8 protein-coding genes are annotated in these 11,427 nt (G+C 70.0%); 5 read left to right on the forward strand and 3 right to left on the reverse strand.

Going from position 1 to position 11,427, the window contains the following annotated elements:
- Genes thrA through thrC form a run of 3 tightly spaced genes read left to right on the forward strand, consistent with a single transcriptional unit; the run spans position 1 to position 4,699 of the window.
- The gene (thrA, locus tag VFK57_21385; protein ID HET7698283.1) at positions 1–2,475 is read left to right on the forward strand and encodes a bifunctional aspartate kinase/homoserine dehydrogenase I; all 2,475 of its coding nucleotides are present in this window, start codon (positions 1–3) and stop codon (positions 2,473–2,475) included.
- Positions 2,472–3,407, forward strand: coding sequence for a homoserine kinase (locus VFK57_21390; protein HET7698284.1), 936 nt, complete (start codon positions 2,472–2,474; stop codon positions 3,405–3,407). The genes thrA and VFK57_21390 overlap by 4 nt, the downstream gene beginning before the upstream one ends.
- On the forward strand, positions 3,407–4,699 hold the full coding sequence (gene thrC, locus VFK57_21395) for a threonine synthase (protein ID HET7698285.1): 1,293 nt from the start codon (positions 3,407–3,409) through the stop codon (positions 4,697–4,699). Before VFK57_21390 ends, thrC begins: the two co-directional genes overlap by 1 nt.
- Here the strand turns inward: thrC and VFK57_21400 are convergent.
- The 3 genes from VFK57_21400 to VFK57_21410 all read right to left on the reverse strand — a co-directional run bounded on the left by VFK57_21400 (position 4,696) and on the right by VFK57_21410 (position 8,897).
- Positions 4,696–5,790 (reverse strand): tetratricopeptide repeat protein, encoded by a 1,095-nt coding sequence (locus tag VFK57_21400; GenBank protein ID HET7698286.1) that lies wholly within the window; start codon positions 5,788–5,790, stop codon positions 4,696–4,698. The two genes, thrC and VFK57_21400, sit on opposite strands and share 4 nt — an antisense overlap.
- 117 nt (positions 5,791–5,907) lie before the next feature.
- Positions 5,908–8,550, reverse strand: a complete 2,643-nt coding sequence (locus tag VFK57_21405; protein HET7698287.1) for an ADOP family duplicated permease — start codon at positions 8,548–8,550, stop codon at positions 5,908–5,910.
- Positions 8,550–8,897 (reverse strand): PadR family transcriptional regulator, encoded by a 348-nt coding sequence (locus VFK57_21410; GenBank protein HET7698288.1) that lies wholly within the window; start codon positions 8,895–8,897, stop codon positions 8,550–8,552. The genes VFK57_21405 and VFK57_21410 overlap by 1 nt, the downstream gene beginning before the upstream one ends.
- 93 nt (positions 8,898–8,990) lie before the next feature.
- Here VFK57_21410 and VFK57_21415 point away from each other — a divergent pair, with 93 nt between their 5' ends.
- Entirely contained in the window at positions 8,991–10,727 is a 1,737-nt protein-coding gene (locus VFK57_21415; protein ID HET7698289.1) for an SMP-30/gluconolactonase/LRE family protein, read from the forward strand.
- A gap of 175 nt (positions 10,728–10,902) precedes the next feature.
- The gene (locus VFK57_21420; GenBank protein ID HET7698290.1) at positions 10,903–11,358 is read left to right on the forward strand and encodes a FecR domain-containing protein; all 456 of its coding nucleotides are present in this window, start codon (positions 10,903–10,905) and stop codon (positions 11,356–11,358) included.
- Positions 11,359–11,427: the final 69 nt, after the last annotated feature.

Raw genomic sequence — 11,427 nt, forward strand, 5'->3', positions numbered from 1 at the left:
ATGGACGCGTGGCGAGTACACAAGTTCGGCGGATCCAGTGTCGCCGATGCCGCCTGCATGGAACGGGTGGCGGACATCCTGGAGGCGGACGCCCGGCCGCGTGTCGCCGCCGTGCTCTCGGCCTGTCGAGGCGTCACCGACGCGCTGCTCACGCTGGTCAGGACGGCCGCGGCCGCCGGGGATGACCCGGGCGCGGGGCTGGAGGCGCTTCGCGAACGCCACGCCGCGATCGCGCGCGCGCTGCTCGCCGGTCCGGCCGCCGCCGAGTACCTCGCCGAGCTCGACGCCGACCGCCGCGACATCGCCGGGATCCTGCAGACCATCCGGCTGATTCGCGAAGCGTCGCCCGCCGTCAGCGATCTCGTGGCCGGCTACGGCGAGATCTGGTCGACGCGGCTGTTCTGGCGCTTTCTCGCGGCCCGCGGACGGAGGCCGGGCGGCGTCCGCTGGATCGACGCGCGGGACATCGTCACGGTGGAACGCGCGGCGCTCGGGCCCAACGTCCTCTGGACCGAGTCGCGCGAGCGCGCCCGGCGCACCGTCCCCGCCGATCGCGAAGGGACGCTGATCGTCACCGGGTTCATCGCTCGCACGCGCGACGGGCTGCAGACCACGCTGGGCCGCGACGGCAGCGATTTCTCCGCGTCGATCTTCGGATCCCTCCTCGCGGCAGACGAGATCGTCATCTGGACCGACGTGCCCGGCGTGCTCAGCGCGGATCCGCGCCGCGTGCCCGACGCCACCGTCATCGATTCCCTCTCCTACAACGAGGCGATGGAGCTCGCCTACTTCGGCGCCAAGGTGATCCACCCGCAGACGATGACGCCGGCGGTGAGCGGCGGCATTCCGATCTGGATCCGCAGCACGTTCGCGCCCGGCGAACCGGGCACCGTGATCTGCGCCGATCCGGCGTCGCGGCTGCCGGTCAAGGGCATCACCAGCATCGATCGCGTGGCGGTGATCAACGTCGAAGGGACCGGCATGATCGGCGTTCCCGGAACGGCGCAGCGGCTGTTCGGGGCGCTCCGCGAGAACGGCATTTCCGTCGCGCTGATCTCGCAGGGCAGCTCCGAACATTCGATCTGCTTCGCGCTGGCGGACGCCGAGGCCGACCGCGCCGCCGCGGTCGTCCGCCACGCCTTCGACGTCGAGCTGCGCCAGGGGCAGATCCAGCGCGTCGACGTGACCCGCGACTGCAGCATCCTGGCGATCGTCGGCGACGGCATGGCGGGCACCCCCGGGATCGCCGCGAAGCTGTTCAACGCGCTCGGCAGCTCCGGCGTCAACGTCCGCGCCATCGCGCAGGGATCGTCGGAGCGGAACATTTCGGTCGTCATCGACGCCAAGCACACGGCGCGGGCGCTCGGATCGGTCCACGCCGGCTTCTATCTCTCGCCGCACACCATCTCGATCGGCCTCATCGGACCCGGCACCGTCGGCAGCGCGTTCCTCGATCAACTGGCCTCGCAGATGGACCGGCTGACGCGCGACTTCAGGCTGGACCTGCGGCTGCGCGGGCTGCTCACGTCGCGGACGATGGTGCTGGCCGATCCCGCGGTGCCGATCGCGGCGTGGCGCGAGGCCCTGCGGAACGGCACTGCGGCCGACCTGCAGCAGTTCGTCCGGCACGTGGATGCCGCCCACCTGCCGCACGCGATCATCGTCGACTGCACCGCCAGCGCCGCCGTGGCGCGGCACTACCCGGAATGGCTCGCCGCCGGCATCCACGTCGTCACGCCGAACAAGCAGGCGGGCAGCGCCGATCTGCCGTTCTACCGATCGCTGCAGGAAGCACGGCGGACCGGCGGCTCGCGGTTCCTGTACGAGGCGACCGTCGGGGCCGGACTGCCCATCATTCAGACGGTCCGCGACCTCCGCGAGACGGGCGACCGGGTGCACCGCATCGAAGGGATCCTGTCCGGCACGCTGTCCTACCTGTTCAACGTCTGGGACGGCGAGCAGCCGTTCTCGTCACTCGTGCGCGACGCGAAGGCGCAGGGATTCACCGAGCCGGATCCGCGCGACGATCTGTCGGGACGGGACGTCGCGAGAAAGCTCGTCATCCTCGCGCGCGAGACCGGCGCCGATCTCGAGCTGGACGACGTGGCGCTGGAGGGCCTGGTGCCCGAACAGCTGCAGGGCTGCGGCGCGGAGGAGTTCCTGGCGCGGCTGCCCGAAATGGACGCGATCATGCGGGAGCGGGTCCTCGCCGCGCAGTCGCGCGGCCGCGTGCTCCGCTACGTCGGCCGCCTGGATACCGATACCGGGAAGGCGACCGTCGGCCTGGCCGAGTTCGATCGATCGCATCTCTTCGCCGGCGTCACCTTCACCGACAACGTCGTCAGCTTCACGACCGAGCGCTACGACCGGAATCCGCTCGTGGTGCGCGGGCCGGGCGCCGGACCGGCCGTGACCGCCGGAGGAGTGTTCGGCGACCTGCTCCGCGTCTGCGCGTACCTGGGCGCGCACGTATGACCGGCCGGACTCACGCGGTGGCGTTCGCGCCGGCCAGCGTGGGGAACGTGGCGGTCGGCTTCGACGTGCTGGGATACAGCGCATCGGTCGCCGGCGATCGCGTCCGCGCCGGCCGCTCGTCCGCGCGCGGGGTCCGCATTGCTTCGATTACCGGGATCGTGTCGGATCTTCCGCTCGACTTCGAGCGCAACACGGCCGGCATGGCGGTCGCGGCCATGGCTGACGCGCTCGATCTCGATTTCGGGTTCGAGCTGTCGATCGACAAAGGGATCCCGCTGGGTTCGGGACTCGGCGGATCCGCCGCGTCGGCGGTCGCGGCGGTCTATGCGGCGAATGCGCTGCTCGACGAGCCGGTCGACAACCTGCGACTCCTGAAGTTCGCGATGCGCGGCGAGATGGTCGCCAGCGGCACCGCGCACATCGACAACATCGCGCCGTCGCTTTACGGCGGGCTCGTGCTCTCGGTCGGCATCGACAATCCCCACATCAAGCAGATCCCGGTGCCCGGCAACGTCCGTTCGGTGCTGGTGCGTCCGCACCGCGTGCTCGAGACGCGCGGCGCCAGGGCGATCCTCGGGCGAACGGTGCCGCTGTCCGACGTCGTCTGGCAGCAGGCGAATCTGGCGGGAGTGGTCACCGGCTGTTTCACCGGCGATTTGCCGCTGATCGCCGCGTCGCTCGAGGACGTGCTGATCGAGCCGCAGCGCAAGGGGCTGATCCCCGGGTTCCAGGCGGTCAAGGATGCGGCGATGACGCGAGGCGCGCTCGGATGCTCGATCTCGGGCGCGGGCCCGACGATGTTCGCGTGGGCGGAAGAGGGCAGCGCCGACGCGGTTCGCGGCGCGATGGTCGAGGCCTTTCGAAGTGAAGGTATCACCAGCGACGCGTGGATCACCAGGATCGAGCCGATCGGGGCGGCGATCGTCGACTGATGAAGTTCCTGAGCACGCGCGGCCGCGGCACACCCGCCGGGTTGAGCGCGGCAATCCGCGACGGCATCGCGGCCGACGGCGGGCTGTTCGTACCCGAACGGATTCCCGCGCTTGCCTGGACGGATTGGCCGGCGGCGATTGCACTGCCCGGCCTCGCCGAGCGCGTGATCGCGCCGTTCGCGGAAGCCGATCCGCTGAGCGGGTCGCTCGCCGCGATCTGCCAGGACGCGTTCACCTTCCCCGCGCCGCTCGTTCCGCTTCGCGGCGCGGATGGCGACGCGAGCGCGCTCGAGCTGTTTCACGGACCGACCTGCGCGTTCAAGGACTTCGGCGCGCGCTTCCTCGCGGCGGCGCTCGAGCGCGTCCGCCAGCCCGGCGCGGGCCGGATCACGATTCTCGTCGCCACGTCGGGCGACACGGGCGGCGCCGTCGCCGCGGCGTTCCACCGGCGCCCGTGGGTCGACGTCGTGCTGCTGTATCCGCGAGGTCTGGTCTCGCAGCGCCAGGCGCATCAACTGTCGTGCTGGGGCGGGAACGTCCGGACGTTCGCCGTCGAGGGCACGTTCGACGACTGCCAGCGGATGGTGAAGGAGGCGTTCAAGGATCCGGCGCTCAGCGCGCGGCACCGCCTTTCGTCGGCGAACAGCATCAACGCCGGGCGGCTGCTGCCCCAGATGGTCTACTACGCCGCGGCGAGCCTCGAGATCTGGCACGCCAGGCGGCGCAAGGCCAGCTTCATCGTGCCCTCGGGAAATCTCGGCAACGTGACTGCCTGCGTCTGGGCGCGGGCGGCCGGGCTGCCGATCGGCGACATCGTGCTCGCCACCAACGCCAACCGCACCATTACGGAGTTCCTCGACAGCGGCGTCTGGCGGCCGCGGGCGAGCGTCGCCACGCTGGCGTCCGCAATGGACGTCGGCGATCCCTCCAACATGGAACGGCTGCGCGCGCTGCTCGGCGACGAACTCCCGCGCCACCTCACCGCGCGTCTCGTCACCGACGACGAGATCCGCCGCACGATCCGCGAGGATGCCGCGACGCTGTCGTATGTCTGGGATCCGCACGGCGCGACCGCGGCGTCGGTGTATCGGCAGCTGCCCCGCGAGCGCCGCGACGAGCCCTGGGTGCTCGTCGCCACGGCGCACCCGGCGAAGTTCAACGACATCGTGGAACCGCTGATCGGGCGCGAGGTGCCGGTGCCGGGCGCGCTGGCGCGGCTGCTGGACCTGCCGCGCCAGGAGGAGGTCCTGCCGGCGTCGCTGGACGCGCTGCGCGCGCGGCTCGATCGCTAGCGCACCGGCTTCGCCGACGCGGCGATCAGACTCTGCACGAGGGCTTCCTGCGCGGGAATCGCCTCGGGCAGCATGAGCCGCACCGCGCTCTTCACGCGTTCGGCGGCGCGCGCCTTCATCGCGCCTTCTGGCAGCCGCAGCTCCGCGAGCCTTGCCAGCGTGTAGGCGCGGTAGGGATTGGGGTCGGTGCCGCGGCCCTGGCGGACGAGATCGCTCAATTCGATCTGAGCTTCGGGATCGCCGTCGTCCGCGGCGCGCTCGTACGCCTCCAACGCGGCCTGGTCGGGCGCATGCACGCAGCGCTTCGCGTACAAGTGCCCGAGTTGGGTGCTCGAGCTCGACTCCCCCTTTTCCGCCGCAGCCTTGTACGCCGCTTCCGCGCGCACCGGATCCAGGTCGACACCGAGACCGCAGGCATACGCGTCGCCGAGAAAGCGCGAGGCGAGCGGCGTGTGCGCCTGCGCGCGCAGCCACCAGCGGGCCGCCGCATTCCAGTTCTGCGTCACGCCGCTGCCGGCGGCATAGCGGAGTCCCAGCGCTGTCATCGATATGGGGTCGCCGCGCAGCGCACCCTGATGAAACCAGTAGGCGGCGGCAGCGGCGTTCTGCTCGAGGCCGCGCCCGCGGGCGTAGCGCAACCCGAGAAAGCGAAAGGCGTCTGCATTCTCCTGTGCCGCCGCGAGGTGCAGCCAGCGCGCGGCTTCCTCCTCCATTCGCGGATCGCCGCCCGCGAGGGCGGACTCGAGGCTCAGATGCATCGCGATCCCGAAGCTGGCGTAATAGTTGCCGTCGAGGCCGTCCTCGGCTCGCCTGGCGAACGACGCCCGATCGTCCTTGAGGTGATTGAGATTGATCGGCGGTCCGGAGCCTTCCAGGGGCGCGCCCGCTCCACTTCGCGGTCCGCGGCTCGGCGCGTGCGCCACGGTGAAGGGGGACGAGATACAGGAACAGGAGCCCGGCACCGGCACGGGGCCGGCGTCGACGATGGCGTAGACGTTCATGTCTTGCGGCGCTTGCGCGGAGGGACTCGTGGCGGCCACGGCCACGACGGCTCCGACGGCAATGAGGCCGGCACGCACTGCCTGGGTCATGTCCTCCGCTGCGTGCACAAGGGCTGCCGTTGAAAGGACGGCGATTTCTCGCGGCGCGGCCGTCAGGCGCGGCGCGGATTCTGTCAGGTCGGCGTCGAGGACTGTAATCGGGCGGGGCTACCCGTGGCGAAGCGCATCGGCCGGCTGGACGCGCGCCGCGCGCCGCGCCGGCAGGTATGCGGCGAGCAGGGCGACGGCGATCAGCGCGACCGACGCCGCCGCGATCGGCACGAGAGATCCCGCCTCGAGCCCGGGCACGAGCCCGGCGGCAATGCGTGCGGTCCACCAGGCGAGCGGCACGCCGGCCGCGGCGCCGGCAAGTGCCAGACGGAGCGCGCCGCCGAGAACCATGCGGAGGACGTCATTCCGGGTCGCGCCGAGCGCCAGCCGCAGACCGATTTCGCCGGTGCGACGCGTCACGGTGTAGCCGAGCAGCCCGTACAGCCCGAGGGCCGCCAGCACGGCACCGGCCACCGCGAACGACGTCGACAGCGCGGTCATCAACCGCTCGATCACGACCGATCGATTCAGCTGGTCGTCGAGCGTCGTCACTGCGGCGATCTTCACCGCGGGCACCACCTCGGTCACCGTGCTGCGGACGACGGGCGCGAGCGACGCCGGCGGGAGCGACGTGCGCAAGGCGAAATCGGAGAACACGCGCTGCTGGAACGCATGCAGGTAGACCGTTCGCGGCGCCGGCTCGCGCAGATCGGCGTACTTCGCGTCGGCGGCGACGCCGACGATCTCGAACGCCTGCGTTTCCCGTTCCATGATCAGACGCCGCCCGATCGGACTCGCGGCGCCGAAGTAGTGGCGGGCGAATGCCTGATTCACGATCGCCACGCCGGGGCGGCCGCTGTCCTCGAAGGTGAATTCGCGGCCGGCGGCGATTGGCGTCGCGAAGGTCGCAAAGTACCGCGGCGCCACCCAGTTCAGGGCCACGCGGCTGCGATCGTTTCCATCGTCGGCGCGCCCTTCGACCTCGACGAACCGGCTCGCCGCGCCTCCGGCAATCGGCGTGACCGCGCTCACGGTTACGGACGTCACTCCCGGTATCGCCTGCAGCCGGTCCAGCAGAACCCGATACGCCTGGGAGAGCTGCGCCCGATCGAGCCTGCTCCCCTGCGGATTCAACGAGACGATCAGGACGCCTCGACGCTGGAACCCGAGGTCCTGATTGAGCAGCCTGGACAGATGGCCGGCGAGGATGAGCGCACCGGCGACGAGCGCGATCGAGAGCGCTATCTGTGTGGCCACGAGCGCATGTGCGGCACCGCGCCTCGAGCGCGGCATCGACGTCCCGGTTTGGCGTAGAGGCGCGACCGCCGGCGAAGTAAACGCCCGCCACGCTGGAGCCAGGCCGAACAGCAGCACCGCGATCGATCCCGCCGCCGCCGTGAACAGCAGCACCCGGACATCCGGCCCGAGCGGCAGATCGACAGTCGCCGGCCAGCCGGGTGGCAGACGTCCGGACATCAACCGCCGCAGCAGCGCCGCGGCGCCCGCCGACGCGAGCGCGCCGCCGATCGCGACGCCGGCGCCCGCGAGCAGCGCCGATTCGATCAGCACCTGCCGTGCCAGCCGCCAGCGTCCCGCGCCCAGTGAGACACGGACCGCCATCTCGTGCCGACGCGCCTCCGCCCGCGCCAGCAGCATGCTGCCGATGTTGGTGCAGGCGAGCAGCAGCAGCACCCCGACCGCCAGCATCAGCACGAGGAGCGGCGTCGCGAAGCGATCGCGCAGCGCGGAGAGTCCAGCCGCGGCGGATGCGAGCTCCGTGTCGGCGCGCAGCCACTGGGGGTCCTTCGTGCTCCGCGCCATGTCCTCCAGCCGCGATCGATGGAGCACCCGAAGCTCGGCCGCTGCCTGCTCGATGGAGACGCCCGGCTTCAATCTGGCGATCAGCCCGAGTCCCATCGGGCGCGTCACCGGCACCCATATGGAGGGGGTGACGCCGCGCAGCAGCCCGGTGAACGCGCGCGGCGCAACTCCGATGATCGTCGCCGCCGACCCATCGAGCACGAGCTGGCTTCCAAGAATCGAGGGACTCAGGTTGAAACGCCGCTTCCAGTACGCCCAGCTCACGACCACGACCGGCGGCGCACCTGGCGTCGCGTCTTCAGGGCCAATCAGCCGGCCCGCGGCGGCTTGCACGCCGAGCGCCGGAAAGAACGAACCGACGACGTAGTTGCCGTCGAGGGACTCGAAGCCGCCGGATCCATCCGGCGTCTGAAACCGCGCCGGCGCGAGACCGACGACGTCGCTGAAGACCGTGTTGCGATCCCGGAGCTGCTCGTAGAACGCCCACGAGAACCCGTTCCTGCGCGGATCGCCGGGATAGCGGGTGAGCGGCTCGACGAGTTGGTGCGGCTCGCGCACGGGCAGCGGCCGGAGCACGACGGCGTCCAGCAGCGTGAAGAGCGCCGTGTTGATGCCGATGCCGGCGGCGAGGAGCGCAACGGCGACCACGGTGAAGGAGGGGGTCCGCCTCAGCGTGCGCAGGGCATGCCGCACGTCCTGCCAGAGCAGCTCGGCGTGCGTCTCCCATCCGGCGTCGCGCACGCGATCCTTCACCGCGGCGGCGCTTCCCAGTTCCAGGCGCGCCGCGCGAGTGGCCGCATCGCGGGTGGCGCCGCGGCTCATCTTGTCTTCGATCGAGTGATCGAGAAAGCCTCGCAGCTCGTCGTCCAGCTCGCGATCGATCCGGGTCGGCGAGAACAGCGCGCGGAGTCCCCTGACAAGGCGGTACAGCGGCCGCATCAGAGCTCTCCGGTGGAGGCCTGCATGATCCGGGCGATCGCCGCCGTCTGCTGCTCCCAGTCGCGTGCCTCCCGGCGCAGCCGCGTCCGGCCGGCCGCGGTCAGCGCGTAGTACTTGGCGCGGCGGTTGTTCTCGGTGACCCGCCAGTCACCCGCGATGAGGCCGTCGCGCTCCAGCCGCCGCAGCGCCGGGAACAGCGATCCGCCATTCACGCGGAAGACCCCTTTGCTGATCTGCTCGAGCCGCACGCCGATGCCGTAGCCGTGCATGGGCTCCAGCGCCAGCGTCTTCAGGATCAGCATGTGCAGGGTTCCCTGGACCAGGTCGCTCGCCGCCTCTTTCCCCATGACCCGCGCCTCTCCTCTAGTAAAACTAGACGAGCCGAGCATACGCCACTCCTCTAGTTTGTCAAGATGAGCGGCTGGGGTATCCTTCGCCGCATGCGTTTCGCACCTGCCTTGATCGTCGCGGCGGCCGCGTCGCTGCTCGCCCAGTCCCCCGCCCAGCCTCCCGCAGGCCCCCCGCCCGGGCCTGACTCACAGGTCCAGCCGGGAACGCCGGCCGGGGAGGTCATCAAGGCGGAGTTCGATCAGAGCAAGGTGTACCCGGGGACCTGGCGCGAATACTGGGTCTACATCCCGAAGCAGCTCGATCGCGCGAAGCCGGCGCCGGTGATGGTCTTCCAGGACGGGCTGCAGTACAACGCGCCCGTCGTCTTCGACAATCTCATTCACAAGAAACAGGTTCCGCCGCTGGTCGGCGTCTTCGTCATGCACGGCCGCGTCAGGGCGCCGCACGCGGAAGCGCTCGACCGGATGAACCGCAGCTTCGAGTACGACTCGGTCAGCGAAGACTACGCGCGCTTCCTGATCGACGAGCTGCTCCCGCACGTGGCCAAGACGCACGGGCTGTCGCTGTCGTCCGATCCGAACGATCGCGCCATCGCCGGCAACAGCAGCGGCGCCATCGCCGCGTTCGCCGCGGCATGGCAGCGCCCGGACGCGTTCCGCCGGGTGTTCAGCGCGATCGGCACCTACGTCGGCCTCCGCGGCGGCAACGCGTTTCCCGTCCTGATCCGCAAGACGGAGCCGAAGCCGATCCGCGTCTTCCTGCAGGACGGCTCCGCCGATCTCAACAACTACACCGGCAACTGGTTCGTGGCCAACCAGGACATGCAGTCGGCACTGGAATACTCGGGGTACGACGTGAAGCACGAATGGGGCGACGGCGCGCACAACGGGCGGCACGCAACCGCGCTGTTTCCCGACGCGCTGCGCTGGTTGTGGCGTGACTATCCCGCGCCGATCAAGGCCAATCCGGAGGGAAAGTCACGGCAGGACGTCTTCCAGACGCTGATTCCGGGAGAAGAGTGGCAGCTCGTGACCGAGGTGCAGCGCAACACAGATGGTCCGGCGGTCAACGACAGGGGGGAGCTCTTCTTCAGCGAACCCGGCAGCAACCGGATCCATAAGGTGGGACTCGACGGCAAGGTCATTGTGTTTGCCGAGAACACCAGTGGCGCCAACGGCATGATGTTCGGTCCCGACGGGCGCCTCTATGCCGGCGCGACGCGCAGCAGGCAGATCGTCGCCTACGACCCATCGGGCAGGACGGCGGTCGTGGCGCAGGACGTCGCGGTCAACGACCTCGCGATCAACGTCAAGGGCGATCTCTACTTCACCGACTCGGCGGCGAAGCGGATCTGGTACGTCCCGAAGGGCGGCACGCCGCGCGTCGTCGACGAGGGGATCGAGTCTCCGAATGGCGTGATGTTCTCTCCGGATCAGACACTGCTCTACGTCTCGGATCATGCTGCGCAGCTCTCGTGGGCCTTCCAGATTCAGCCGGACGGCTCGCTGGCCCACAAGCAGAAGTACTTCTACGTGCACATGCCTGATGCGGCGACGCGCAGCAGCGCCGACGGCATGGTGGCCGATACCAACGGCAGCGTCTACATCGCCACCGCCCTGGGCGTGCAAATCTTCGATCAGATCGGCAAGTGCCACGCGATCATCCCCGCGCCGGCGCGCGGGTCGCTCTCGAGCGTCAAGTTCGGCGGGCCGAACCTCGACGAGCTCTACATCACGAACGCCGGCAAGGTGTTCAAGCGCAAGGTGAAGACAAAGGGGGTGGTGTCATGGAGACCACCCGTCAAGCCCGCGCCGCCGCGGCTGTAGCCCCGGAAAAGTCATCCATTAGGGCGACTTCCCGAGGCCCGGCGCGGCCGGGCATGCCGGCTGCACTGACTCGACTACGCCAGCAATTTGCCCAGTTAAACTCGACAGTCCCGGGCCGCGGCGATCACGGTAACGTAAGCCGCTGTCCAGGTCTGGAGCGTTGAGGGAGGAACACATGCACGGCCTGATTCGGTCCGTCGGGGTCCTCGCAGTCGTCGTAACGGTGTCCACCGTCCCGGTCTACGCGCAGCAGCCGGCCCCCGCCGGGCACGTCAAAACCGTGTCCGGGGCGGCCTTCATCGTCCGCAACAATGCCACGGTGCCCGCGAAGCCGGGCGACGCCGTGTTCGCGACCGACGCGCTCCGCACCGGCACCGACGGCAAGGTCGGCGTCACGCTGCGCGACGACACCCGGCTCTCCCTTGGCCCGGCCAGCGAGGTCCGGATCGATCGCTACGTCTATTCTCCCGGCGAAGGCGGCCTCGGCATGGTGCTGAAGTTCGTCCGCGGCGCCGCGGTCTACGTCTCCGGACGCATCGCCAAGCTCGCGCCCGATTCCATCCGGCTCGAGGCCCCGGCCGCCATCGTCGGCGTGCGCGGGACGACGGTCGCGATCCGCGTCGAGCCGTAGCGCACGAGCAAGCGGGGTATGGTAAGCGCGCGTCTGCTGGCGCTGCACGCGATGATCGGCGTGGCGCTT

The organism is Vicinamibacterales bacterium (genome assembly GCA_035699745.1).
In the GTDB taxonomy this organism is placed as follows: domain Bacteria; phylum Acidobacteriota; class Vicinamibacteria; order Vicinamibacterales; family 2-12-FULL-66-21; genus JAICSD01.

Bases quoted from the DNA above. Each gene is read 5' to 3' on its own strand.
- thrA (HET7698283.1), top strand. From the start codon at position 1: ATGGACGCGTGGCGAGTACACAAGTTCGGCGGATCCAGTGTCGCCGAT.
- VFK57_21390 (HET7698284.1), top strand. From the start codon at position 2,472: ATGACCGGCCGGACTCACGCGGTGGCGTTCGCGCCGGCCAGCGTGGGG.
- thrC (HET7698285.1), top strand. From the start codon at position 3,407: ATGAAGTTCCTGAGCACGCGCGGCCGCGGCACACCCGCCGGGTTGAGC.
- VFK57_21400 (HET7698286.1), bottom strand. From the start codon at position 5,790: ATGACCCAGGCAGTGCGTGCCGGCCTCATTGCCGTCGGAGCCGTCGTG.
- VFK57_21405 (HET7698287.1), bottom strand. From the start codon at position 8,550: ATGCGGCCGCTGTACCGCCTTGTCAGGGGACTCCGCGCGCTGTTCTCG.
- VFK57_21410 (HET7698288.1), bottom strand. From the start codon at position 8,897: ATGGGGAAAGAGGCGGCGAGCGACCTGGTCCAGGGAACCCTGCACATG.
- VFK57_21415 (HET7698289.1), top strand. From the start codon at position 8,991: ATGCGTTTCGCACCTGCCTTGATCGTCGCGGCGGCCGCGTCGCTGCTC.
- VFK57_21420 (HET7698290.1), top strand. From the start codon at position 10,903: ATGCACGGCCTGATTCGGTCCGTCGGGGTCCTCGCAGTCGTCGTAACG.